General features: G+C 48.1%; 29 protein-coding genes and 1 pseudogene. 28 read left to right on the forward strand and 2 right to left on the reverse strand.

What is annotated here, in order from left to right:
* The first annotated feature begins 208 nt into the window (after positions 1–208).
* Positions 209–415: a hypothetical protein gene (locus ACFO8Q_RS11160; protein WP_380025852.1), complete on the forward strand. Its 207-nt coding sequence runs from the start codon at positions 209–211 to the stop codon at positions 413–415.
* Between the two features lie 129 nt (positions 416–544).
* Here the strand turns inward: ACFO8Q_RS11160 and ACFO8Q_RS11165 are convergent, their stop codons facing one another.
* A complete protein-coding gene (locus ACFO8Q_RS11165; protein ID WP_380025853.1) occupies positions 545–895 on the reverse strand; it encodes a DUF192 domain-containing protein in 351 nt (116 codons plus the stop codon).
* A 162-nt stretch (positions 896–1,057) separates the two neighbouring features.
* Between ACFO8Q_RS11165 and ACFO8Q_RS11170 the strand changes: the two genes are divergently transcribed.
* The 16 genes from ACFO8Q_RS11170 (at position 1,058) to ACFO8Q_RS11245 (ending at position 14,642) form a co-directional block, all read left to right on the forward strand.
* The gene (locus ACFO8Q_RS11170; RefSeq protein WP_380025854.1) at positions 1,058–1,219 is read left to right on the forward strand and encodes a Flp family type IVb pilin; all 162 of its coding nucleotides are present in this window, start codon (positions 1,058–1,060) and stop codon (positions 1,217–1,219) included.
* Between the two features lie 132 nt (positions 1,220–1,351).
* The gene (locus tag ACFO8Q_RS11175) at positions 1,352–1,858 is read left to right on the forward strand and encodes an A24 family peptidase (RefSeq protein WP_380025855.1); all 507 of its coding nucleotides are present in this window, start codon (positions 1,352–1,354) and stop codon (positions 1,856–1,858) included.
* The gene (locus ACFO8Q_RS11180) at positions 1,858–2,238 is read left to right on the forward strand and encodes a TadE/TadG family type IV pilus assembly protein (RefSeq protein ID WP_380025856.1); all 381 of its coding nucleotides are present in this window, start codon (positions 1,858–1,860) and stop codon (positions 2,236–2,238) included. The genes ACFO8Q_RS11175 and ACFO8Q_RS11180 overlap by 1 nt, the downstream gene beginning before the upstream one ends.
* A gap of 3 nt (positions 2,239–2,241) precedes the next feature.
* Positions 2,242–3,177 carry a TadE/TadG family type IV pilus assembly protein gene (locus ACFO8Q_RS11185; protein ID WP_380025857.1) on the forward strand — a complete coding sequence of 312 codons (936 nt, stop codon included), beginning with the start codon at positions 2,242–2,244 and terminating at the stop codon, positions 3,175–3,177.
* 15 nt (positions 3,178–3,192) lie between these two features.
* Positions 3,193–3,786, forward strand: coding sequence for a Flp pilus assembly protein CpaB (cpaB, locus tag ACFO8Q_RS11190; protein WP_380025858.1), 594 nt, complete (start codon positions 3,193–3,195; stop codon positions 3,784–3,786).
* The gene (locus ACFO8Q_RS11195) at positions 3,783–4,985 is read left to right on the forward strand and encodes an AAA family ATPase (protein ID WP_380025859.1); all 1,203 of its coding nucleotides are present in this window, start codon (positions 3,783–3,785) and stop codon (positions 4,983–4,985) included. Before cpaB ends, ACFO8Q_RS11195 begins: the two co-directional genes overlap by 4 nt.
* Before the next feature lie 13 nt (positions 4,986–4,998).
* Positions 4,999–6,363 carry a CpaF family protein gene (locus ACFO8Q_RS11200; protein ID WP_380025860.1) on the forward strand — a complete coding sequence of 455 codons (1,365 nt, stop codon included), beginning with the start codon at positions 4,999–5,001 and terminating at the stop codon, positions 6,361–6,363.
* A gap of 2 nt (positions 6,364–6,365) precedes the next feature.
* The gene (locus ACFO8Q_RS11205; protein WP_380025861.1) at positions 6,366–7,352 is read left to right on the forward strand and encodes a type II secretion system F family protein; all 987 of its coding nucleotides are present in this window, start codon (positions 6,366–6,368) and stop codon (positions 7,350–7,352) included.
* Between the two features lie 4 nt (positions 7,353–7,356).
* Positions 7,357–8,310, forward strand: a complete 954-nt coding sequence (locus tag ACFO8Q_RS11210) for a type II secretion system F family protein (protein ID WP_380025862.1) — start codon at positions 7,357–7,359, stop codon at positions 8,308–8,310.
* A 78-nt stretch (positions 8,311–8,388) separates the two neighbouring features.
* The gene (locus tag ACFO8Q_RS11215) at positions 8,389–9,105 is read left to right on the forward strand and encodes a methyl-accepting chemotaxis protein (RefSeq protein WP_380025863.1); all 717 of its coding nucleotides are present in this window, start codon (positions 8,389–8,391) and stop codon (positions 9,103–9,105) included.
* 233 nt (positions 9,106–9,338) lie between these two features.
* Positions 9,339–10,913 (forward strand): spore germination protein, encoded by a 1,575-nt coding sequence (locus ACFO8Q_RS11220; protein ID WP_380025864.1) that lies wholly within the window; start codon positions 9,339–9,341, stop codon positions 10,911–10,913.
* Between the two features lie 4 nt (positions 10,914–10,917).
* Entirely contained in the window at positions 10,918–12,027 is a 1,110-nt protein-coding gene (locus tag ACFO8Q_RS11225) for a GerAB/ArcD/ProY family transporter (RefSeq protein WP_380025865.1), read from the forward strand.
* Positions 12,024–13,217: a Ger(x)C family spore germination protein gene (locus ACFO8Q_RS11230; RefSeq protein ID WP_380025866.1), complete on the forward strand. Its 1,194-nt coding sequence runs from the start codon at positions 12,024–12,026 to the stop codon at positions 13,215–13,217. The genes ACFO8Q_RS11225 and ACFO8Q_RS11230 overlap by 4 nt, the downstream gene beginning before the upstream one ends.
* Positions 13,214–13,468: a hypothetical protein gene (locus ACFO8Q_RS11235; protein WP_380025867.1), complete on the forward strand. Its 255-nt coding sequence runs from the start codon at positions 13,214–13,216 to the stop codon at positions 13,466–13,468. Before ACFO8Q_RS11230 ends, ACFO8Q_RS11235 begins: the two co-directional genes overlap by 4 nt.
* A 330-nt stretch (positions 13,469–13,798) precedes the next feature.
* Positions 13,799–14,149: a DUF2935 domain-containing protein gene (locus ACFO8Q_RS11240; protein WP_380025868.1), complete on the forward strand. Its 351-nt coding sequence runs from the start codon at positions 13,799–13,801 to the stop codon at positions 14,147–14,149.
* Between the two features lie 88 nt (positions 14,150–14,237).
* Complete coding sequence (locus ACFO8Q_RS11245; protein WP_380025898.1) at positions 14,238–14,642, forward strand: DUF2935 domain-containing protein; 405 nt, start codon at positions 14,238–14,240, stop codon at positions 14,640–14,642.
* A gap of 79 nt (positions 14,643–14,721) precedes the next feature.
* Here ACFO8Q_RS11245 and ACFO8Q_RS11250 read toward each other — a convergent pair whose 3' ends face one another.
* Positions 14,722–15,153, reverse strand: a complete 432-nt coding sequence (locus ACFO8Q_RS11250; protein WP_380025869.1) for an IDEAL domain-containing protein — start codon at positions 15,151–15,153, stop codon at positions 14,722–14,724.
* Between the two features lie 143 nt (positions 15,154–15,296).
* Between ACFO8Q_RS11250 and rpsU the strand changes: the two genes are divergently transcribed.
* From rpsU to ACFO8Q_RS11305, 11 genes and pseudogenes are all read left to right on the forward strand, one after another.
* Entirely contained in the window at positions 15,297–15,473 is a 177-nt protein-coding gene (rpsU, locus tag ACFO8Q_RS11255) for a 30S ribosomal protein S21 (protein ID WP_096183414.1), read from the forward strand.
* 15 nt (positions 15,474–15,488) lie between these two features.
* Positions 15,489–15,932: a GatB/YqeY domain-containing protein gene (locus ACFO8Q_RS11260; RefSeq protein ID WP_380025870.1), complete on the forward strand. Its 444-nt coding sequence runs from the start codon at positions 15,489–15,491 to the stop codon at positions 15,930–15,932.
* A 140-nt stretch (positions 15,933–16,072) separates the two neighbouring features.
* Complete coding sequence (locus ACFO8Q_RS11265; protein WP_380025871.1) at positions 16,073–17,386, forward strand: NfeD family protein; 1,314 nt, start codon at positions 16,073–16,075, stop codon at positions 17,384–17,386.
* Positions 17,387–17,399: 13 nt separating this feature from the next.
* The gene (floA, locus tag ACFO8Q_RS11270) at positions 17,400–18,395 is read left to right on the forward strand and encodes a flotillin-like protein FloA (RefSeq protein ID WP_380025872.1); all 996 of its coding nucleotides are present in this window, start codon (positions 17,400–17,402) and stop codon (positions 18,393–18,395) included.
* A 9-nt stretch (positions 18,396–18,404) separates the two neighbouring features.
* Positions 18,405–19,037: a hypothetical protein gene (locus ACFO8Q_RS11275; RefSeq protein WP_380025873.1), complete on the forward strand. Its 633-nt coding sequence runs from the start codon at positions 18,405–18,407 to the stop codon at positions 19,035–19,037.
* 253 nt (positions 19,038–19,290) lie between these two features.
* Complete coding sequence (locus ACFO8Q_RS11280; protein WP_380025874.1) at positions 19,291–19,620, forward strand: GNAT family N-acetyltransferase; 330 nt, start codon at positions 19,291–19,293, stop codon at positions 19,618–19,620.
* Positions 19,621–19,634: 14 nt separating this feature from the next.
* A pseudogene (locus tag ACFO8Q_RS11285) lies at positions 19,635–19,751 on the forward strand (AAA family ATPase); the annotation flags it as partial.
* Between the two features lie 147 nt (positions 19,752–19,898).
* Positions 19,899–20,171, forward strand: coding sequence for a sporulation protein YqfC (gene yqfC / locus ACFO8Q_RS11290; protein ID WP_380025875.1), 273 nt, complete (start codon positions 19,899–19,901; stop codon positions 20,169–20,171).
* A gap of 11 nt (positions 20,172–20,182) precedes the next feature.
* Positions 20,183–21,355: a sporulation protein YqfD gene (yqfD, locus tag ACFO8Q_RS11295; protein ID WP_380025876.1), complete on the forward strand. Its 1,173-nt coding sequence runs from the start codon at positions 20,183–20,185 to the stop codon at positions 21,353–21,355.
* A 42-nt stretch (positions 21,356–21,397) separates the two neighbouring features.
* Complete coding sequence (locus ACFO8Q_RS11300; RefSeq protein ID WP_380025877.1) at positions 21,398–22,384, forward strand: PhoH family protein; 987 nt, start codon at positions 21,398–21,400, stop codon at positions 22,382–22,384.
* Between the two features lie 14 nt (positions 22,385–22,398).
* The gene (locus tag ACFO8Q_RS11305) at positions 22,399–24,483 is read left to right on the forward strand and encodes an HD family phosphohydrolase (protein WP_380025878.1); all 2,085 of its coding nucleotides are present in this window, start codon (positions 22,399–22,401) and stop codon (positions 24,481–24,483) included.
* Positions 24,484–24,487 lie beyond the last annotated feature (4 nt).

Raw genomic sequence — 24,487 nt, forward strand, 5'->3', positions numbered from 1 at the left:
GGCCATATAAATGTATAATGTTTACATAATGAGGGAAAACTTCCCGGTTTGATTGGTTTAGTGATTTATCATCAGGGTCGAGGTGAATTCAGCGGTTACGTTATTGTCCAAACAAGGCATTACCGTCCTGTTGGAGCATTCCGCCGATTACGGCCTATTATCAGAATAGACAAGCATGGTATAATTGGGGACAAAGGAGAGGACGAAAATGACTGAAAAAGAAATTCTAAATGCGATTTTGTATCGCCTTGACGAAATGAGTGCGGATATTAAAGCCATCAAGGAAGAACAGATTTTCTTACGAAAAGAAATGAATGAGCGATTCGACAAGGTTGATGGTCATCTGGAACATCTTGCCCATAAATGGATCGAAACGGATCGGGAAGTTTTCAAACTAAAATCCAAGCAAGCATAACGGTAGCTTTCTATTTTCGCCTCTGACCATTCAAATCGTAAACTACCGTTCACTCCCCCTTTATTTTATCATCACGCCACCGCCCTTCGCGTTGGTTGAATTATTTTTTCGATTTTTAAAATACGTAGGTCAGGCTAGGCTTTCAAAACCCACCCGATCCCCCACCTGAATCCCATGCCTCCGAATCGCGCCCACAGGGAGTTCCAGAGTCGAATGAGCGGAACGAACCGGAGGAACAAGAGACCAAGGGCGGAGATTTTCTACTATTTTTACTACACGGTTGTTTTTATCCAAGAACATCACATCAATGGGAAACCTCATGAAAAACATATGAATGGACTTGCACGGAACGAGCAGCAGGGCTTTGTTTTCGGGCAATTTCTTGCGGAACATTAATCCTGTGAACCGGCTGACAAATTTGTCAGCTTTTTCAATTTGGATAGGTATTTGGACCTGCTGATTCTCTTTTTCTATTACCATGGTCGCATACACCTCAATTTTTAATTTGCAATAAACGGGCTAAAAGTCACTTGAAGGTTATTTAAAGTGTAAACTATAATCTCCATACAAACAACTAACAATGAAAAAATTCTGGAAATTTAAGGTTGTTTGGAAACTGAACCTTCAACAGGAGGTAGGACTATGATTCAACAATTAAAGAATCTTGTGCGTGAAGAAAAAGGACAAGCAATGACAGAATACGGACTGATTCTCGGTTTAATCGCAGTTGTGGTAATTGCTGCACTGACTCTGATGGGGGACAAGATTAAAACGAAGTTCGATGACATTGTAAAAAGTCTGTAAAATTACGGGTCGACAGTGCATTTTACCCCCGTATCGTGGGAAAGGTTCACAAGTTGTTGAACCGGAAGGAGCCCCGCTTTTCTATTCAGAGAAGTGGGGCTGTCTTTATCGAATTAAAGGAGCGAACACACAATGATCGATTTCATTCTCGCGGCAGCACTCCTCATTTCTCTTGTTACCGATCTACGGAGCCGCATCATTCCAAATGTGATGACCTTCCCGGTCATTGTGTTTGCTATTCTCTATCATACGGTTCTCTCCGGATGGGATGGATTCCTTTTCAGCGGCAGTGGACTTTTGCTTGGCTTGGGTCTTTTGTTCATCCCTTTTCTGCTTGGCGGAATGGGGGCGGGTGACGTGAAGTTGATGGCTGCCATTGGGGCCCTGAAAGGTGCGGCTTTTGTGTTCAGTTCCTTTTTATATACTTGTTTGATTGGTGGACTGATTGCGTTGGTGATCTTGGCTGCAAGGAAGCAATTAGGCAAGTCTTTGCATCGGATCGCACACGCACTTGTCTTTGTTCGGGGAAGCGCTGCCTCTTTCGATGTATTGGACAACAACGAGATCCATCACGCATTTCCTTATGGGGTGGCGATCGTGCTGGGCACATTGTTTGCGTATTTGCGGGGTGGTTTTTGATGAAATCCCAGAAAGGACAGTCAACGGTCGAAATGGCGTTGAGTCTGACCGTACTGGTGCTGCTGCTGTTTGGGATGATTGATTTCGGACGGATTTTCCACGCGTATTTGGCGCTGGATCATGCCGGAAGGGAAGCGGCCAGAACAGCCAGTATCGGTGGAGATGATGTACAGATCAAGGACGCTGCTATGCGGGGGGCTGCCGGTCTGGATACCACCAGGCTGGGCATCAATATCACACCGGATCAACTCAGTCGAAAACGGGGCACCTACGTTACGATATCGCTTACTTATTCAATCGACATTGTGACACCATTAATGGCACAGTTCATTCCCAATCCGTATTCATTGCAAAATCAAACCGTAATGCGGGTGGAATAAAACATGAAACGAATGTTAGGTTGCCTTGATCAACTCAAAAAAAATGAAAAAGGGGCCGTAATCCTTCTGGTCGCAGCCGGAATGACCGTGTTTTTTGGCCTGACGGCACTCGTCATCGATGGAGGCAATTTGTATCTGGAAAGAGCCAGACTGCAAAAGGCGATGGACGCGGCCGTTCTTGCCGGAGCACAGGAGCTTCCGAACCGGTCGGACCTGGCGAAACAAGAAGCCCAACGGGCGGCGGCTGCAAACGGCGTGCCCGCTTCCGAATTGGCGATTGAATTTGACAACGCGAATACGATTATTCGGGCATCCTCCGTCCGTACCAAACAGCTCATTTTTGGTCGTGCGGTGGGAATTCCGGACCCGCCTGTGGGGGCGGCTGCAAAGGTTCAATTGCGTCCTTTGACGTCCGCAACAGGGGTGATCCCGCTCGGTGTGGATTCATCCAGGTCCTTATCCTTTGGAGATCCGGTCGTGATGAAAGCAGGTGAAGCCACTGTCGGGAATTTCGGGGCGCTTGTTTTAACCGGCCCCGGAGCCAGTAATTATCAAAAAGATTTACAAAACGGATTTCAAAATGAATTATCGATTGGGAATATCCTGGATACACAGACAGGTAATCTGGTCGGGCCGACCAAAAAGGCGATGCAGGACCGGATCGACAGATGTCCTTACCATGGCAGCGCCACTTATTATGATTATCCAAAAGATTGTCCGTTGGTTGTACTGATTCCCGTCTATAAGCCGGTTGTAATTGACCAAAATCAAGTCAAACGGATTGAGGTGGTAGGATTCGCCTCCTTCTTTCTTGAAAAGGTAGGCTCCTCCAAAGACAGCGCCGAGGTGATCGGAAGATTCATTCAGACCGCGTATTCCGGTGCCAATTCAACGTCACAGGCTAACTATGGGGCATACGGCTACAAACTGGTAGACTGAGGTGAGCTGCAGTTTATGAAAACAAAAACGATCTGGATATGGGCATTTCTGTTTGGGATCTTGGCATCCGGAGCGCTGTACGCAACTCTTTCGAAAAAGAACACGCAGCTATCGTCCAATACGGACACTCAATCGGATGCAGACAAGAAAGCGGCAGACAATTCAAAAAAGAATCCCGGCAATGGGCAGACAACCGGCTTAAAGGACGGAGGGTTGGCCAATCTGTCTCTCGCCCAAGGAAAACGGGCGATGTCGATAGCGGTCAATGAAGTGCAGGGGGTATCCGGGTTCATCACGCCGGGAGCCTATGTGGACGTGGTTGTAATGGTGCCGCCGCCGCAGGGAGAGAACGCGTCTGCCCAAATCCTGCTTCAGAATGTAAAAGTATTGGCGGTGGGTCAATTGAACGCGACGCCTGAGAACGGCTCAAAGGGTTCCCTTTATCGAACTGTAACTCTTGAAGTATTGCCGTCAGAAGGTTCGGCGTTGGCGTTTGCCGCGCAAAAGGGTGCGGTTTCCTTGATGCTGCGGCCGCCAGGGGATACAGCCGGGACTCCTCCTTCCCATATCACACTTGAGCAGTTGAACAAAGGGGTGATCCCACGATGACCCTCCATTGGTTCGGTTTGGTTGATAATGTCAAATCTGTCACTACGGTTCACTCCGCGGTCAGCCGTACGGGCAATTCGGTACACTGGTATACGGAAGCAAATGAACTGCAAGACCAGCTTTCCTTTTCAGAAGGAGCCGTTGTTTTTCTGAAAACGTCCCTCGCGTACAATGCCTATGAGCTGTGTCGCGAACTTTCCGCTGCTTATCCCTATATCTCAATTGTTCTTCTGGTTCCAGCAGAGGAACTCGATCTGAAAAAAGCGATGCATGCGGGTGCAATTGACGCGGTCGTATTGCCCTCCCAAGAGGCGGAAGTGATCCAAGCTGCCCGCGAAGCGGAAAGCGCTGTTCGATTAAAAATGGCGAGAATTCAGCCCGATACACCTGAAGCGCCTAAGGCAGACGGTCGGGTGGTCACAATTTGCGGCACAAAAGGCGGTGTCGGAAAAACGACGTTAACCGTCAATCTGGCAGTCGCTTTTTCCAAGTCGAACTTAAAAGTGGGTGTGCTCGATCTGGATCTTCAGTTTGGAGATATTACAATCCTGTTCGATTCTCAGCCGAAACGGACGATCTATGAGTGGGTGAAGGAAGAGTATGAACATTCCCGGGGAAATTTGGACCGGTATATGATCCGCCATTCTTCCGGTGTCGAAATCTTATCCGCACCGCTGCGACCTGAGTTTGCCGAAGTTGTAACAGGCGAGCATGTCGGGATCATCATTGGTGAATTACGCCGCCGTTATGACTTGGTCTTGATCGACACCCCGCCATCGCTCGTTGAAACCGGGTTGGTTGCGTTGGATAATTCGGCCGACATTTTGTTGGTTGCTTCAGTTGACCTTCCAACATTAAAGAACAGCAAACTGTGCATTGAGACGCTTGAATCATTGGGAATGAAGGACAAAATCAAACTTGTTCTAAATCGTGATACAAAAATTGATGGAATAACAGCCGGAACGGTTGAGAATGTACTGGGTATGCCGATCTACAGCCGAATTCCCAGCGAAGGGAAAGTGGTGGTAGCCTCTGTAAATAAAGGGATTCCGTTTGTTCTTTCGAATCCCCGATCGGCGGTAGCCAAGAGTGTATTCTCTTGCGCCGCGAAGCTGCAATCCCAACAAAGATCCACCAACAAAGCATCTGTCAAAAAAGTCCCGAAGAAATCGATGCTGGCACGGCTGCTAACCAGATAAGGAGGGGAGCTCTTTGTCACTGTTAAAACGGCTAAGCGAACAGGAGACAGGACCTGTCCCTAGTCCCCAGATGAAAGCGGGAGTACCAAGTAAAGCAGCTTCCGCCGCAAGCAAAGAACCGCTCAAGGAACCTGACAGTAAGATCCGTCTTCACAAATTCCTGGTGGAAGAATTAAAAAAGCACCCGAATCTTGAGGATGATGAACTGGAACAGCTGCTGCCCAAACTGGCCGAACCTTTTTTTGAAGAAGAAAGGGAAAGGCTTACGTTCGAGGGAAAGAACCAGCTTCTGACCACCGTTGTCAACGAACTGACGGGCTATGGGCCGATTACCCCTTTTTTGGCGGACCCGGACGTATCGGAAGTGATGGTGAACGGGCCTTATCAAATCTACGTGGAGAAAAAAGGCCATCTCATCAGAACGGACGCTTTTTTTCGCGATGATGAACATGTGCTGCAGGTAATTGAGAAAATTGTTACCCCGCTCGGCCGACGGATCGATGAAAGTATGCCGATGGTGGATGCCCGTTTGCCCGACGGGTCACGCGTGAACGCGATTATCCCGCCACTTGCGCTGAACGGCCCGACTGTCACCATACGAAAATTCTCCAAGAAACCCCTGCAAATCGATGACTTGGTGCGTTTTGGAACACTGAGCGAAGAAATGGGGAAATTTCTCGACGGTTGCGTTAAGGCTCGTCTTAACATCTTTATCAGCGGAGGCACCGGTTCCGGGAAAACGACAACTTTGAACGTTTTGTCCTCGTTTATTCCGAACGATGAGCGGATCATTACGATTGAAGATGCGGCTGAATTGCAGCTGTCGCAGGAACACGTGGTGTCTCTTGAGACCCGACCGCCCAACATTGAGGGAAAAGGGGCTATTACCATTCGGGATCTGGTTCGCAACTCCCTTCGAATGCGCCCTGAGAGGATTGTGATCGGGGAGGTCCGAAGCGCGGAAGCGCTGGACATGCTTCAGGCGATGAACACCGGGCACGACGGCTCTTTGGCAACCGGACACGCCAACTCCCCGCGGGACATGCTTTCCCGTTTGGAGACGATGGTGTTGATGGCGGGAATGGATCTGCCGGTTCGTGCGATTCGTGAACAAATTTCAAGTGCGATTGATTTGATTATTCAACAATCCCGTTTGAAGGATGGCAGCAGAAAAATTACCCACATTACCGAGGTATTGGGGATGGAAGGGGATACCATTGTTTTGCAGGATCTGTTTGTCTTCAAGCAGACAGGAATGACCATCGACGGGAAAGTTCAAGGCAAATACGTTTCCACCGGCATCCGCCCGCATTGTGCAGAAAGGCTGGAAAGCGCGGGTGCCGAACTTCCATCCGAGTGGTTCCGCGAGGAGTGGTAGGTATGAATAACGGAATCATTCCATTAATTGGGTTCGCTTTCATCGTTTTTACTTTGTCCGGTGGACTGGTCTTAACTCTGGTCAGGAAGCGGAAATCCCAGGCAGAAGCCCGATTGGAAAAGTTTTTGCCTTATATGCAAGCTGTAGTAGAAGAACCTGAGGAAGTTGTGGAGAGTAAAGAAAAGGGGCCACGTATGATCCGCCGGTTGATTGCAGTGATTGGCACTCAGTTTGCGGGAAAAGCATTTGTTCGACGCTGGAGTACGCGATTGGAACAAGCCGCATTGCCGTTAAAACCGGAAGAATTTTTTGCGCTTCGTTTGATAACGGCTGTGGTGGCTCTTGCAGCCTTTTTTCTGCTGGGGTTCAGCGGAGCCGCATTGATTCCTGCGGTATTGCTTGGATACTTGCTTCCTCGTTTGTATCTTAACAGGCGCAAAGACAAACGTTTGGGGCGCTGTGCAGCGCAATTGGCTCCCGCGTTGGGTACAATGGCTACGGCCATGCGAGCAGGATTCAGCTTTATTCAGTCGATGCAGTTGGTTGGTCGGGAAGTGCCCGACCCGCTGGGGTCGGAATTTGAACGGACCATTCGTGAAATCAATTATGGCGTTCCGATTGAAGAAGCATTTCAACGTCTGCTGGAGCGACTGCCGGATGCCGACCTTGATCTGGTGGTGACCGCATTGTTGGTTCAGCGTTCTACCGGGGGTAATCTGGCGGAGATTTTGGAGTCGATGCAGGAAACGATACAGGAGCGGGTTCGCATCAAAGAAGAATTGCACGCGTTGACCGCTCAAGGGCGGTTATCCGCATGGATTATCTCGCTGCTGCCCGTGGCATTGGGCTTTTTCTTGAATTTTATGAATCCCGAATATTTCTCCTCGATGCTCACTCACCCCCTCGGTTGGCTGCTGCTGGGGAGCGGTACGGTTTCCGGGTTTATCGGGTGGATGACAATCCGCAAAATCGTTCGTATTGAGGTGTGACATAATGGAGAACTTGCTGCTGGTTCTTACTAGTTTCCTTTTTTTTACGCTTGTTACGGCGGGGATTCTGCAAGTGTTGTTCAAGAGCCGGATTTTGATGGAAAATCGGATTTCGCGTCTCCTGACGTTTGACGGTGCCGGGCGTCCGACTGAAGATTCCCCTTTGAATGGCGTGGACGATGAAAAATCGAAGGTTCCTCCTATCGGCGAGCGGGTGTTGAAGCCTCTGTGGGAAAAAATTCGAAACTACACATTTGGAAAAATGTCTGCACATACCGCAAGGACCTTGGAAAAGAAGCTTCGTGACGCCGGATATCCCTTTCAATTGACACCGGCCGACTATAAAATGCTTCAGGTGATTCTGGGAGCTGTTTTTTTCTCTGTGATCCTGCTTTTGTTTCTTCCGGTATCCAAGGATTTCGGTAAAATTTTTGTTCTGGCACTGGTTGCCGGAGTTTTTGGTGTACTGTATCCGAATTATTATTTAAACGCCAGACGAAAACAGCGAACCATTGCCATTCAAAAGCAAATGCCCGATTTTTTTGATATGGTGAATGTGTCGATCGAGGCAGGGATGGGACTGGATGCTGCCATTTCAAAAGTGTGCAAAAGAATGAATGGGCCTTTGGCGGACGAATTTCAGAGAACGTTGGATGAAATGAAGCTTGGGAAATCCAGAAGAGAAGCGTTCTCCGACCTTCGGGACCGCGTCCCGTCAGAAGCGTTTCGAAGCGTGATGAGCGCACTCATTCAGGCGGATCAGCTCGGTATGGGGATGGCAAAAGTATTGCGTGCACAGACTCACCGCATTCGCGAACAAAGGCGCCAGGCGGCGAAAGAGCAAGCAATGAAAGCACCGGTGAAAATGATGATTCCGATGGTCCTTTTCATGTTCCCGACGTTGTTTGTAGTTTTGCTTGGTCCGATTGTGGTGCAGCTTGTGACAAAATGGATGTGAAAACTACTTCTCATAAAAAGTCTTCCATGTTACCCTAACTCTTAAGTAACATTTTTATATCTGCTTAGAGTTTCATCTTTGCCCGGCAAAAACATAGACTTCAAGATACCGGTAGGGACAACACTTGAGAAATTAAGAGGAACAGTTACCGAACAGGCTTTCACGCTTGGTAAGCGGCTTCAACAAGAACGCGGACCGGAGGTTTTCGGTTTTGCATATGTTGCCACCTCTACCCCAATCTTTCATAATGAAGAGAAAATTGGCGTGATTAGTGCCGTTGTATCCAATCAAAAACTGTATACACTACGGACAGGTGCTGCAGAATTATCGGCCGTTGTCGAAGAAATGGCAGCCACGACGGGAGAAGTTTCACAAGCAACGGATGACGTGGCTTCCCGTTTGCAGGACCTATCACGTGAATCCGAGGTTATGACAGAAGACATTCGCAAGATATCTTCCATCCTTACATTTGTGCAAGAGATTGCCAGTCAATCGCACTTGCTTGGCCTAAATGCAGCCATTGAAGCAGCCAGAGCGGGTGAGTATGGCCGCGGGTTCTCGGTTGTGGCTGATAAAATCCGCAAAATGGCGGAAGAAAGCAAGAATTCGGCAAAAGAAATTCAAGATCAGCTGATGCAGTTGCAGGCGGGGATTGAACGAATCAATGAATCTGTACAGCAGATTGCTGCTTTTACAGAAGAACATTCGGCCAGCATACAGGAACTTCATAAAGCCTTTGATCATATCGCACAAACAGCCGATAAACTTATGGATTCTTCCTCGATAACAACTTAAAGATAGTAAGTAAGATTAGAGTTACCCTAACAAGATTCGGTGATCTGACCCCGTGCCTTAAGTAAAAAGGAACGGGGTCTTGTTGTTTCAACATCCAACAAAAAAGTTAGAGTTTACCGGAATACCTAAATGGAAATGATGAATGTTAAAAGATTCAGCAGGAGATTCGATCATGAGGTTTATACCCCCTTTTTACATAGCTTTACTTCTGCCAGTTGAAAGAAGGCATTTTTATGCTTTTCCGTAAACGTTTTAGAAAGAGCATAAAAATGAACATGGAACAGTCGATTGAAAAGCAGCAAGCCCAGCTTTCCACTGATTTAAATGAAAACCTTCAAGTTCTTCGTTCCATCTATGAGGATTGTTCGGATGTGGTTTTCCGTCCTTTTTTGATTAACGGTAAAATCGATGCCTGTCTGATTTATATCGAAGGGCTGTCTAACATAGAGGAAATGGATGCCCATGTGCTCGCTCCTCTCATGCAGGAAACCGCAGGGAAAGCAAACGGCTTGAATGAACTGCTGAAAAAGAAACTAAGCGTTTCGAAGGTAAAAGAAGTCAAAACCTTTGCCGATTGTGTGGAACAAATGTCCATCGGCAACCCGGTGATGCTCATTGAACGCGAAAATCACGGATTCGCTTTGGGATTGGCGAAGTGGGAGAAGCGTTCGATTGAAGAACCAACAGCTGAATCGGTCGTCAGAGGAGCTCGTGACGGGTTTACAGAAACATTAGGTGTGAATGCCTCACTGCTGCGAAGAAAGCTGAGAAGTCCTCAAGTAAAAATGAAATCCCTGAAAGTAGGGAATTACACCCAGACCGAGATCATTATTGCTTACATTGAGGGTATCGCGGATAAGACCTTGATCGAAGAAGTGACCAGACGGTTACAGCGAATCGATATGGACGGAGTATTGGAAAGCGGGTACATCGAGGAAATGATCGAAGACAATCCTTATTCTCCTTTCCCTCAGGTGCTGAACACCGAACGGCCTGATGTTGCGGCGTCCAGTTTGCTGGAAGGACGTGTGGTCATTCTCGTGGATGGCACTCCTTTTGCTTTGATTGCTCCAACGACCCTTTATTCCTTGCTTCAATCCAGTGAAGATTACTACCAACGGTTTTTAATCGGGACCACAATCCGCTGGTTGAGGTTTTTATTCGTTGTGATGTCCCTTCTGCTCCCGTCCCTCTATGTGGCGGTCCTCACCTACCACCAGGAGATGGTGCCAACGACCCTGCTGCTTAGTATGGCCGCTTCCCGTGAACGAATTCCTTTTCCGGCACTTGTGGAAGCGTTGCTTATGGAAATCACTTTCGAAGCGCTGCGTGAAGCCGGTGTGAGACTGCCCAAACAAGTAGGAGCGGCTGTCAGCATCGTCGGAGCCCTGGTCATTGGAGAAGCAGCAGTTGCAGCGGGAATCGTCTCCGCTCCAATGGTTATGGTAGTTGCGATTACGGGTATTGCCTCTTTTACGATCCCGCGCTATGCGGCAGGGATTGCGCTAAGAATGCTGCGCTTTCCGATGATAATTCTGTCGGGGACGTTGGGATTGCTCGGGGTAATGCTGGGGATTCTTTTCATCCTCACCCACTTATGCAGCTTGCGGTCCTTCGGTGTCCCTTATCTAAGCCCCATGGCGCCCATGAAAGGACGAGACATGAAAGATGTGCTCATACGGGCCCCCTGGTGGATGCTGAACACGCGGCCTCACTTAGCCGGAGAGTATAACAAATATCGGCAGGCTCCCGATCAAAAACCTGATCCCATTCGCGGGGAGGATCCGACGGGGAAAGAACGGAGGTGAAAACATGCTGGAGAAAGGGAAAATATCGGCCTTGCAAATGGGGATCATGATGTATCCAACAATTATGGCTACCGCTATTCTCTTCGTGCCGGCCATCACGATGGAACATGCCAAGCGGGATATGTGGATGTCCCCCATTTGGGCTTCACTCGTGGGATTTCTTACGGTGTATATCGCCTTTCAGCTAAACAATCTCTATCCGAAACAGACGATCATCCAATATACCGCGCACATTCTAGGTGTGATTCCGGGAAAAGCGATTGGGTTTATCTTTTTGTTTTTTTATTTACATGTAACTGGCGCCATCCTGCGAGAATACACCGAATTCGTGGTAAGTGCGTTTCTCTCCCGCACTCCGATGATCGTTGTACTGGGTTCCATGACCCTGGCTTGTGCTTTTGCAGTACGAGCAGGTGTGGAAGTACTGGGAAGGCTCGCCGAAATGATTGTTCCCATCCTGATCTTACTTTTATTGTCGGTGATACTCCTTCTCCTCCCTGACTTCAGAACGAAGCATATGTTTCCCATCATGGAAAATGGGATCATGCCTTCGATCAGGGGAGCGCTCACTCCTCAGGCCTGGTTTACCGAATTTATTCTGATGTCTTTTTTGCTTCCGTTTTTGACGGATCGTGAAAAAGGGATGAAATGGGGAATGATATCGGTATTCGGTGTCATGCTGACCCTGTTTTTGACCAATATCACCGTTCTTTTAGTCTTTGGAGGAGGGGCAGCCCGGATGGTCTACCCGGTGATGGCTGCAACCCGTTATATTAGCATCGCTGATTTTCTGGAGCATCTTGAAACCATCGTGATGGCCATTTGGGTGGCAGGCGCGTTTGTCAAAATCTGCGTGTTTTATTATTCGCTTGCGTTGGGAACGGCCCAATGGCTCAATCTCTCTAACTATCGCCCTGTCGTCTTTCCGCTTGGCATCCTATTGGTACAGTTTGCGATTTGGACGGCCTCGAATGAGTCGGAATTGGCTTATTTTTTGGCCACATCAGGATCTTTATATCTGACAGCGGTGCAATTGGTGATCCCCCTGTTCGTCCTGCTCGTGGCTTACATACGCAAAAGGGATGGCAATAACAAGGAGGAACACCGAAGATGAAAAGCTTCCTTCTGTTTCTTATATTGTGTACAAACATGCTGTTCCTAACCGGTTGTTGGGATCGAACGGAACTGAACGATCTGGCCCTTGTGGAGGGAGTAGGAATTGACACAACGCAAGACAAGATGATCGAACTGACCGTTCAATTATCCATTCCCAAAGCCTTCGGTGGCGGTCAGGGAATGGGGGGCGGCGGAGGAGGGGGAGGAGAGGGAAGACAAACCCTGAGCAGATCAGGAAAGGGAAGAACCATTGTAGATGCGTTAGCCATCCTACAAGAAAAACTGCCCCGTAAAGTTTTTTGGGGTCACGCAAAGGCGATCGTTATCGGGGAGAAGCTCGCGAAACAAGGAGTCCGAGATGAATTGGAATTTTTTGCAAGCCATCCGCAACCCCGGCCGAAATCCTATGTCTTCGTCAGCAAGGGGAGCGCTAAGGATGTATTGGCATTACTTCCCCCTCTCGAACGAAGCTCAGCGGAAGTGTTACGGGAATTAGCAAAATCTCAAATCTTGATGAAGGTAACTTTTATCGAATTCATGGACATGTTGAGCGGTGATGCCGGTGCAGCGGCTCTTCCCATGATTGACGTATTGCCTCCGGAAAAAGGTCAAAAACAGCTGCAAACGATTGCGTATATCAACCGTACCGCTATTTTTAAAAAGGATAAAATGATCGGAGAGATTGATGACGCAGTGACGAGAGGAGTACTCTGGCTAAGAAATGAAATAAAACAAGCCAACATTACGGTAACACCCAAAGATGCAGAGGGGGGCATCTCTGCCCTGATGATTCGGAGCAGGACGGAGCTCATTCCCCACATTGACGATGGAAAATGGAAGCTGACCGTAAAGGCCGTATCGGAAGATGATGTGATTCTAAACGCAAGCCGTTGGAATCTGCTCAACCCGAATTTTATAGGGATGCTCGAAAAAGAATTGGAAAAAGATCTCGACAACCGAATGGAATTAGCCCTTCAGAAGGTTCAGAAAGAGAAGAATGCAGACATTCTAGGTTTCGCAGAAGCTTTTCACCGAACATATCCCCAGGAATGGAAGAAGGTAAAAGATCGTTGGGATGAGATTTTTCCTCAGGTGGAAGTTACATTTGATACCCAGGTGCGTGTACGCAGACCGGGTAAGGCTAGTACTCCACAAGGGATACCCGAAAAAGAGGTGAAGAAAAAATGAGATGGGGCGCTATATTGGGCGTAAGCCTCGTAGTGGCTGCTATTACTCTGTATGAATGGCCTAGAATGAATCCGGACGAAAAAAAAGAGAAGGCAACTTTTGCAGTACTGTCAACGATGGGATGGTTGCTGACCATCCTTCTGGTTTTTTACCCGGACATTCCTGGACCGAGTGATCTGATTGACGCCATTTTCAAACCGCTGGTAAAGATTCTTGAAAACCAAGCGGCTTTTGCAGAACTCATGGTGTAACTAACTCAAACCCGTTATAACGTACAGATTGGAACGGAAAACCAGTTCCTTGTCGGCTAGAGCCTTCACCAACGGCCGGTTAAAACCCAATAGGCATCAGCTGTGAAGGTTGCCTGCTCAAAGTCCTGCACAAAGGCGGCAGTAGATCAAAACCGGAGAGCAGTCGTAGAATAACCCTCATCCCGACTGCTCTTTTGGTAACCCCGCTACAAAAACTCCCTTGAGACAGTCCCTTTTGGTATAAACATTCCATGCAAAAACATATAAATTCGTAATAACAGCCAGTCACAGCTCGAGTAATGGGGTTCACCTTAAGGAGGTATGCTCTTCATGCCTAAAAAAGTTCCGATGATCATCACTCCGTGGTATGAACATCAATTTTGGGTAGAGGTGTTAGAAGATCATTCTAATATGATGACCGATTTTCTATCCTCTAAAGAACAAAAGTTGATTCAGCTTGCCCAGCGGTATAATGTTGCATTTCAAATTATACGAAATAAACTTAACCGGTTAGATCGAAATTTACCTGCGTCTTCTATTGAAATGATTCAGATTGCTAAGGAAATACATCCTCTTGCGACCGGATACTACCAATATGAAGGGAATCTGCTCAATTTACGAATTCGAAATCAGGTAAATATCAATATATCACCCGGGTTTTTTAAACAGCACCACACATGAGAACGAAGAATATCTTCGCCTGCTTTCTTATTATGTTGAAGGAAAAGAGCCACCTCCGCAGCCGATCACTGCCTTTCTTGATTTATGGCTGGAAGATCAACTTGGGCACGCGGTGCTGATGAAGGGCCAGCTTGATCCAGTGGAATTGGCATTGATAAAGGAAGCGGACGTATATATCCAGGCTTTTCAAGGCCATTCGTTCCAAGATGAGTTGTTAAAAGGATACTTACGATTTAGCGGCCCAAATTATCCTTATTACAGGCGTTTTCTTAAAGACGTAGCAAATACTACCGTCGCATTGTATCATTTTATTAGAAAATTCGTGCAACTATATAAAAAAGAAGAATTAATCAACAAAACTACGCTTCGTTTTATGGAACATCATTTCTTTGAAACCTGTTATTTTCTTAATAAACTTGCCTATTCTGAACCCGAGATCGAGATACCCGATTGCTTACTCACAAAGCCTGATTTTCCATCGTATGAAGTTTGAAATTAATATTATGATTTCATTTTCCAAAAAAGAAAAGGGCTGTGCCCTTAGTCGACTCTAGACTTTTGGAACAGCCTCTTCAGATCCATGCATTCACGTTGACTTTGCGAATGAATTCTTCCGGCTTCACATAATCATTTTTTGTGGCATCGCTTTCGTCGTGCTTTTTCCCGACCAATTCCTCAAACAGTTGTTTGTTGCCGGTGGCCAGGGCGTGATCAATCAATGCCTGTCTTTCAACTTCCTCCGCCTGCCGCTTGATCAAAACCTCTTCCGATTCGATGTCTGCCGCAGGTACATAATAATGCCGGTCTTTTGAGGGCACACGAATAATAAAATCAAAAGCGCTGTCAGAATTGCGTTCCCGGCCAATAATATATCCATACTCCCCTATGGGGAGATTTTGTTCGAACGAGTCGTTAACGATCACGATCTTTTGTCCCAGTTGCAGCATTTCATTCACCCCCTGAAGTGCCAAATGAGGTACATCCATTTTACCATCTTTGATCATCGAGGTGTACTCCCAATTTCGTTACTGGATGTAAGTTGACTGGCTACACCGAATCCAGTATAATTTGGCGTGATAAACTTTCTTGACGTTCATCATGCTGGTAGCGGCATGTGTGTGTGGCAAGTTGGAGGGAGGGAAATCAAGTGTCAGAAGTTCGGGTCCGCAAGAATGAATCTTTGGATAGTGCACTTCGCCGTTTTAAGCGTGCTACTGCTAAAGATGGAATCCTTGCAGAAGTTAAAAAACGCAAGCACTACGAGAAACCTAGCGTTGCTCGGAAGAAAAAGTCCGAGGCTGCTCGCAAAAAGAAGAAATACTAAGGAGGCAGTTGTCTCGTGGGCTTGGCTGAACGTTTAGATGCTGACATGAAACAGGCGATGAAGGACAAGGACAAAGTTCGTTTGTCTACCATTCGCTTGATTCGAACAGCAATTAAAAACGCTGAAATTGACCAAAAAAAGACTTTGACAGATGAGGATATTCTCGCTGTCCTAAATCGTGAATTAAAGCAACGGCGCGATTCCCTCCAAGCATTTCAAGACGCCGGACGTTCCGATTTGGTCGATCAAGTGCAGCAGGAAATTAACGTATTGCAGGATTACCTGCCCGCCCAATTGAGTGAAGATGAACTTCGCGAGATCGTTGCTGCAACGATTGCTGAAGTAGGCGCTGAATCGAAGAAGGATATGGGCAAGGTCATGGGTGCTCTCATGCCGAAAGTGCAGGGGCGCGCCGATGGAAAACTGGTAAATCAATTGGTGCAGGCGCACCTTTCATGAACAAACTCAAACCATGTGCATTTGCACATGGTTTTTAATTTGAGGCGAACCACATCCATGTGAGCGAAACCTTTTCCTGAGATGTCCGTATATACCATTGTGACCACCGAGAAAAACTTAGAGAGGAGGATGAGAATCGAATGAGATTTCTTCGGATCGTGAGCTTGATGAGCTTCATTTTCGCATTCCTGTTGATCCCTTTTCAGGCATTTGCAGAAACGAAGCCCGCTCCGGACGTCTATGTGATTGATATCGAAAGTACAATTGAAACAGGTCTTGCCCAGTCTCTTGAACGTGCATTTAACGAGGCGGACAGGATTCAGCCGAAGGCGATTCTGCTTCGAATCGATACTCTCGGAGGAAGCGTGAACGCCGCTCTGGACATTGGAAGGGTGATCCGGGAGTCCAAAATCCCCGTGATTGCTTATGTGGAGCACAATGCAATCTCTGCTGGCGCGTACATCGCCTTAAATGCCAAACATATTGCCATGGCACCGGGAAGCACAATCGGCGCGGCTGAACCGCGTACGATCGACGGGAAGACAGCGGATCCGAAAACCGTTGCCTACTGGGCATCTGACATGCGGGCAGCGGCCGAAGCAAATGGACGCAACGGGGAGGTTGCCGCCGGGATGGTGGATGTGAATCTGGTCATTCCCGGTTTGAAAAAGCAAGGGCAGCTGATTTCATTGTCGGCCCAGCAAGCGGTTGATCAAAAAATTGCCGATGGAATTTTCAAGACACAAGAAGATGTGTTGGCTCATTACGGATACAGTTCCACACGGACAGCCGAATATAAGATGTCATTTGCGGAAAAATTGGCCCGCTTTGTAACCCATCCCTTCGTAATTCCGGTGCTCTTGATCATCGGCATCGTAGGATTGGTAATCGAACTGCTGATTCCGGGAGTGACATTGCCGGGGGTGATTGGCACAGCCGCTTTTGCCCTCTTTTTCTTCGGGCACATGATAGCGGGCTTTGCCGGCTGGGAATCTCTTTTCTTGTTCCTGTTGGGTGTGCTCTTGCTTGTAATCGAGATGTTTGTGACATCCTTTGGTATACTTGGAGTAGCGGGAATAGTGGCAATTGGAGCGAGCGTGGGAGTGGCCGTTTATGATGTGAAATACGGGGTGCAGTCTTTCCTTGTCTCACTCGTGTTTGCCGGAATAGCTGCATGGATCACGATTAAATACTTCGGGCATCGCGGAGCTTGGAACAAGCTGATTTTGAAAGACCAGTTCACCAAAGAAGAAGGCTATGTGCCGGCGAAAAGTTACAACTATCTGCTGTACCAGGAAGGAACCGCACTCACTCCGCTGCGTCCGGCAGGTACAGCAGTCATAAACGAGCAACGTTACGATGTGGTCTCAGAAGGAGATTTCATTAATGCCGGAGAGAGCATTGTAGTTGTGCATGTGGAAGGCGTGCGCATTGTGGTTCGCCGCAAATCGTAAAGGAGGAGTATCAATGGATCAAGCGTTTATCGGGTTTTTGGTTCTCATAGGTCTGGGCATTATCGTTTTGGCAATTCTGTTTACATTTATTCCGGTTGCCCTCTGGATTTCCGCATGGGCTGCAGGTGTAAGGATTTCAATTTTCAACTTGATCGGTATGCGGCTTCGTCGTGTAATTCCCGCACGTATTGTGGAGCCTCAAATCAAGGCAACCAAAGCGGGTTTGAATATCGGTACCAACCAGTTGGAAAGCCATTATCTTGCGGGAGGCAACGTAGACCGTGTGGTTAACGCGCTGATTGCCGCAGAGAGAGCGAATATTTCGCTTGGGTTTGAACGGGCGGCGGCGATTGATCTGGCTGGACGTGATGTGCTGCAAGCGGTGCAAATGAGTGTGAATCCGCGAGTGATCGAGACCCCGATCGTTTCGGCGGTTGCAAAAGACGGCATTGAGGTGCGTGTGCGGGCAAGAGTTACTGTGCGAGCCAATATTGACCGACTCGTGGGCGGTGCCGGAGAAGAAACGATTCTGGCCCGTGTCGGGGAAGGGGTTGTGAGTACGATTGGCTCTGCCGCCAATCACAAAGATGTGTTGGAGAATCCGGATTCCATCTCCAAGACTGTATTGGCTAAAGGTCTGGACGCGGGCACCGCATTTGAAATCCTGTCGATCGATATCGCGGACGTGGACGTCGGTAAAAACATCGGTGCGCAATTGCAAACTGACCAGGCGGAAGCAGACAAACGGATCGCTCAGGCAAAAGCGGAAGAGCGTCGTGCCATGGCGGTCGCAAGAGAACAGGAAATGCGTGCGTTTGTGGAAGAGATGCGTGCCAAAGTGGTCGAGGCCGAATCGGAAGTTCCAAAAGCGATGGCGGAAGCCCTGCGTCAAGGAAAGCTTGGTGTCATGGATTACATGAATCTGCAAAACATCATGGCTGACACCGACATGCGGGATGCCATCTCAAAAATGGGTGATGACTCGGGCAAGGATTCCAACAAGAAGTAGGTGATCCGAATGGGATTTATGATTTGGGTGATTGCTGCGATTGCAATCGCCGTAATTCGGAATGCGATGAAGAGAGGGTTTCCCAAGCTTCCCGACGGGCGGCACGATACACCGCTTGGACCGCGTGGTCATCGACAGTGGCCGGCTAAACCGCCGATTACGGAGCAACCTGTCCAGCCTCGTACAGGTACGCCTATGGCTAGCGGACGGCCAGGTGAGACGATTACGGGCCGTGAGCGTGAGGCAATGACGCCAACAATGTCTGAAGGGCGCTCAGAATATGAAACGAGAGACCCGGTATCTCCGACACTGCGAGAACCGCATGAGACAGTTTATTCCACACTGGACGAACCGCATGAAACGGTCCATGAAACAGTCAGGGTATCGACAGCGGTGCGACCCGCACCTGAGTATCGGAACGAAAAACGGGCAAGACCCAGTTCGGATACGGAACGCGCTTTTTCCGGGCAAAGTTCCTACGATCGAATTGGTACGCATCCTGTAGGCAGACCTGTACGGCGCCAATCCCCTTTTTCAATCCAAAAAGGAGATCTGGTTCGCGCCGTAGTCATGGCTGAGATTCTGGGCCCTCCCCGTGCCCGCAAAGGGTACAGTATGAAGAGCAGATGGGGGAAGAGATGAAACACATTTTGCACTTCGGAGTGGAAGAAATAGATCCGCGATCCCGGTACAAAACCTCAAACTTTGGAACAGCACCAGAACAGATGCCTACCCGTTAGGCATTTTGTCCGTTTTGAACGAATACTGGAAAATGAAGGGGTGAATTTGGTGCGGTTTCTGGAATTTGAAGGGATTCCTGAAGAGCCTATTCTGCGCGGAATCCTCGATCTGCACGGCGCCGTCTTTGGCAGGGCCGATTTTTTTAGTTGAGGAAATGCAAAGTAAAAGTAGATTGTTTACACTGCTTGCATTGAAAGAACAACTAGTAGTCGGTTACAAGATCGGCTATGAACGGAAACTAGGTCATTTTTACAGTTGGTTGGGCGGGGTCGATCCATCGTTTCGAAAGCAGGGAATTGCCTCCGAACTGATGCGTCGGCAGCATGAGTGGTGCAGGCGGAATGGGTATCGTTCCGTGCGGACCCATACCAAGAATAAATGGAGAGACATGCTGATTCTGAACATTCGCCACGGGTTTGACATTATTGGAACCTTAACGGACGCCAAAGGCGAAGCAAAGATTATTCTGGAGAAGAAGCTGTAGGTTAAATTTTGTATCGCCCGATTTATCTGTTGGACGAACCGGAGTCCGTGCTGTTACCCGCACGCCAACTTGCTCTGATGCGGATTATGAAAGACTTGGAGCAGCAGGCCCAATTTATTATTGCCACCCATTAGGGACTCTTAAAAACCGGCTTCATCAACGCGTATCTCTGGACGGCATCAGCACCGTCCGCTTTTTATTGCCCAGACTCGTCCGTACTACGTCCAATCTCTATCGCATATGGTGTTAAGAGGATGCAAAAGGAGGGTGTGAGCCGGGTGCGAGCATTTGAACGGTTGCAGAATCTTGCTGCCAATTTGTTAGAGCTTCCGAAAGATGCGATTTATGATGTGCCGCGTATCACCCTCATTGGCGGACTGCAGGTGTTTATCGAAAATCACACGGGGATTCTCGAATTCGATCATTCCCGTATCCGTCTGTCTCATACAAAGGGTGAACTTCAAGTGACGGGGAAGCGTTTGGTCATTAAATACATTCAACCACGCGAAATCTTGATCGAAGGAGAAATTAACGGGGTTAAGTTTGGGTAGGGGGTACGAGGATGTTCAGTCGATTGCTGCTCGATTACTACAAGGGATTTGTCGTTGTAACCATCACCGGAAATCGTCTTCCGCTGCTGGTGAATCTGGCGAATGAGGCAGGATTGTGGATCCGCGATATTGTCTATCGTTCAAACGGCTCTATCCAAATGACGATCTTGCGGAGCGATGTTCGTCGCCTTCGGCCTTTGCTTAAGCAAACGAAAAGCAAAATTCACTTTGGAAAACGGACGGGCCTGCCGTTCTTATGGCAGCGTGCCTGGAGAAGAAAGACCTTTCTGGCAGGTTCCATTGTATTCCTGTGTTTCCTGTATGCATTAACCTCAGTGGTGTGGTCGATTGAAGTGGACGGAACCAAAAAGCTGTCACCCGAAACAATTCTGGCTGCGGCGGAATCAACAGGCATTCATAAAGGCGCATGGATTGGCAGGCTGCCTGACACGGCTCTTTTGCAAGCCGAAATTTTGGACAAAGTTCCCGAACTGTCTTGGGTGGGGGTGAGCGTTGAGGGGACCAAGGTTCGCATTCAGGTTTTGGAAAAAATTCCTCCCGTTCAACCGGCTCCCAATCAACCACAGCACATTGTCGCTGGCAAGAAAGGGGTCATTGAAAGAGTCCTGGCTGAAAAAGGGGTCGTGCAGGTACAACCCGGCCAGTTGGTCAATCCGGGCGAGGTCGTCATCTCGGGAAGTCTGGGAGACGGAAGATCAGCCGTTCATGCGAAGGGAATTGTGGAGGCAAAGGTTTGGTACACAACCCGAATGCAGATTCCGCTCGAACAGGGACGAAAAGTATACACCGGGCAATCATTTAAGAAAAAGTATTTCATCCTGGGTTCCTTTCCGATTCAGGTCTGGGGGTACGGCCAGAATCCCTATGCGAATTCTGAAGAACAAGCGGTGGATCAGGAGTTTCATATCGGTTCTTTCACCTTTCCCGTTAAAGTCCGGCATGTGGATGTAAAGGAAACGGTAGATGACAAGATTGCCTTCACGGAGGCAGAAGCGAAACAAGAGGCGTTAAGGCAGGCGGAAGCCGATGTGACAGCGAGAATTGGTGGAAAAGGGCGAATCACCTCGCAAGATATTTTACATGTGCGAATCGAACATGGTAAGCTAGATGTAGAAGTTTTTACTGAAGTAATAGAAGACATAGGGAAACCTCAGCCTTTTTAGGTCGATAGGAAGCCAAGTTTTCTATAAGAAGGAGAGAAACGATTGAATACGGTGACCCGCAAAATTTCCCTGCAATCCAACCAAGAGGCGCTTCAGATCTTTGGGCCAAACGATGTCAACTTGAAACATATCGAAGCACATTTTTCCGCCAAACTCGTCGTGAGAGGCGGAGAAATCTCAATCACCGGAACGGCAGATGAGGTCGATACACTCCAGCATTTGTTCGACGTTCTGGTACAATTGGTGAGAAAGGGAACTGCGATCGGGGAACGGGAGATTGTATACGCGATTGAAATGGCAAAGCTTGGTGCGGCCGAAGAAATTGTGGAGCTGTATACGGAAGAAATTGCAACCACGACAAAAGGAAAACCGATTCGGGTTAAGACGTTGGGACAGCGTTTTTATATCCAGGCAATACGCAAACAGGATATCGTGTTTGGTGTGGGACCGGCCGGAACGGGTAAAACGTATTTGGCTGTTGTAATGGCTGTCATGGCTTTGAAAAAAGGAATGGTCAAAAAGATCATCCTGACTCGTCCGGCGGTAGAGGCGGGAGAAAATCTTGGCTTTCTGCCCGGTGATTTGCAGGAAAAAGTGGACCCCTATCTGCGGCCCTTATATGATGCGTTGTATGATGTAATGGGGCTGGAAAATGTACAGAAATCAATGGAACGCGGCATCATTGAGGTGGCTCCTTTAGCCTATATGCGCGGCCGTACACTGGAAGACTCATTCGTGATTCTGGACGAAGCCCAGAATACTACACCCGAGCAAATGAAAATGTTCCTTACACGGCTGGGATTTGGATCCAAAATGGTGATTACGGGCGATATCACTCAAATTGACCTGCCGCGTGGGAAACTGTCGGGTCTCAATGAGGCACTTCGAATCTTGAAAGACATCAAGGAAATCTCCTTTGTTTTCCTCACCGAACAAGATGTTGTCCGGCATCATCTGGTCCAAAAAATCATCTCGGCTTATGCAGCGGAGGATGAACAGAATGTGGCAACTCCCAAAAGCGGGAAGTAAGGAGTCGTTTTAAAATGGGTTTAAAATTGGAAAACATACGTCAGATTACTTTAAGTCCGGAACTGATGCGCAGCAAGGGAATGAGAGCCGCGATTTACGCGGTTCTGTTTCTGATGTTGTTTTTCCTTTTCTTGGGGGACGTTACACCTCCTCGCTATACCTACAAAGTTGGGGATATTGCGCAGGAAGATATAAAAGCGCCGACTGATGCGATTAACACGGCTGAAACCGAAAAAAAGAGACAGGAAGCCATCAATAAGGTTCCAAAGAGTTACTATCTGGATCCTACAGTTGAGGAAAAGGCTTTGGCCAACACTGCGAAACTGTTCGAGACAGCGGAGAAACTCGCGCCGGATGCATCCTTAACTCGGGAACAAAAAATCCGGGAGATGCAGAAAATCCCGATTCCCGTGAAAGAGGACATTCTGGGCAAGCTTTTAACAGTTTCCCCGAATGAGATGGCCCGCATCAAAAACGAAACAAACCGTTATATCAGTTCATTTTTACGCAAGGAGTTCTATGAAGAATCATTGGCGGCGGCGCCGACAGTTTTGGACAGCCAACTGGTCGATTTGGAAAAAGACACCCGGCTGATTGTTCGAGATCTCGTGCTGTCATCGCTTCGTCCCAACATGGTCTATGATGTAAAACAAACTGAGGAACAGCGTGAGAAAGCGAAACGCGAGACACCGGAAGTTCGGATTCTTAAAGGGGATCTCATTATACGAAATGGAGAACTGATCACTGCAGAGAAACTGGGGCTGCTGCGTGATTTAAAACTTCTGGCGGAACAACCCAACTATAAGATCTACTTCGGGCTTGCGTTTTTTTTAGCCTTTTCATTGGCGATCATCGAAGCATATTCCCTCATTGCAAAAACAAAACTGTCGCGGAACAACAACCTGCTGCTGTTGTTAAGTCTGGTCGTCATTCTGACCGCCTTTGTAATGAAGATCGTCTCATTGAGTGCTCCTTTGAATGTACAAGCAATCGGGTATTTGGCACCGCTTGCAATGGGTACAATGTTGTTGACCATTCTGTTTGACGCTTATTTGGCAATCGTAGGCGCCGTTATTTTTACGCTATTCGCAGCCTTATCGTTTGACTTCAGATTCGAGTACCTGTTTGTCGGAATGATTTCTTCTCTGACGGGAGTATTTGCGGTTGCTCGGGTGAAACATCGCCTGGTGATCATGCGGGCCGCGTTTCTCATCGCGGGTGTTAACATGCTGGCGATTACAACAGTTCAGTCTCTCCTGTCCTCTGCCAACTTCACATGGCAAGGACTTTTGCAGGCGCTGCTCTTCGGGCTGGTAAACGGCTTGTTGTCAGGTATTTTAACTATTGGACTGCTGCCGTTTCTGGAAAGTCTATTTGGGATTCTTACACCGATCAGCCTGTTGGAATTGTCGAACCCGAATCATCCGCTGCTGAAAAAATTATTAATGGAAGCCCCGGGCACGTATCACCACAGTTTGATTGTCGGTAACCTGGCGGAAACCGCGGCGGAGATGGTGGGAGGAGATCCTCTGCTTTGCCGCGTGGGGGGCTATTTTCACGATGTGGGGAAGTCAAAACGCCCCATGTTCTTCATCGAAAACCAGAATGGCCGGGAAAATCCGCATGACAAAGTGGCACCCAGCTTGTCACATCTGATTATCACGTCTCATGTACGGGACGGGGTAGAAATGTTGGAACAGCACCGGCTGCCAAAACCGATCCGCAGCATTTGTGAGCAGCACCATGGTACGACTGTGTTATGGTATTTCTATAACAAAGCGTTGGAGATGGACAAAAACAACAACCTGAATGCGGATGATTTCCGTTATCCGGGTCCGAAGCCGCAGACGAAGGAAGCTGCGATTATCATGCTTTGTGATTCCGTGGAAGCGGCTGTTCGCTCCATGAGCCGGCCGACGCCGAACCGGATTGAAGCGGTAATCCGAAAGATCATCAAAGACCGTTTGAATGACGGACAACTGGATGAGTGTGATTTGACTTTAAAGGATTTGGACAAGATTGCAGATGCGCTGATGATTACATTGAACGGGATTTATCATGCGCGAATTGAATATCCGGATCCGCTGGAAAAGAAGTAAAACC

Origin of the sequence: Effusibacillus consociatus, assembly GCF_042652925.1 — a bacterium.
Lineage (GTDB): Bacteria > Bacillota > Bacilli > Tumebacillales > Effusibacillaceae > Effusibacillus > Effusibacillus consociatus.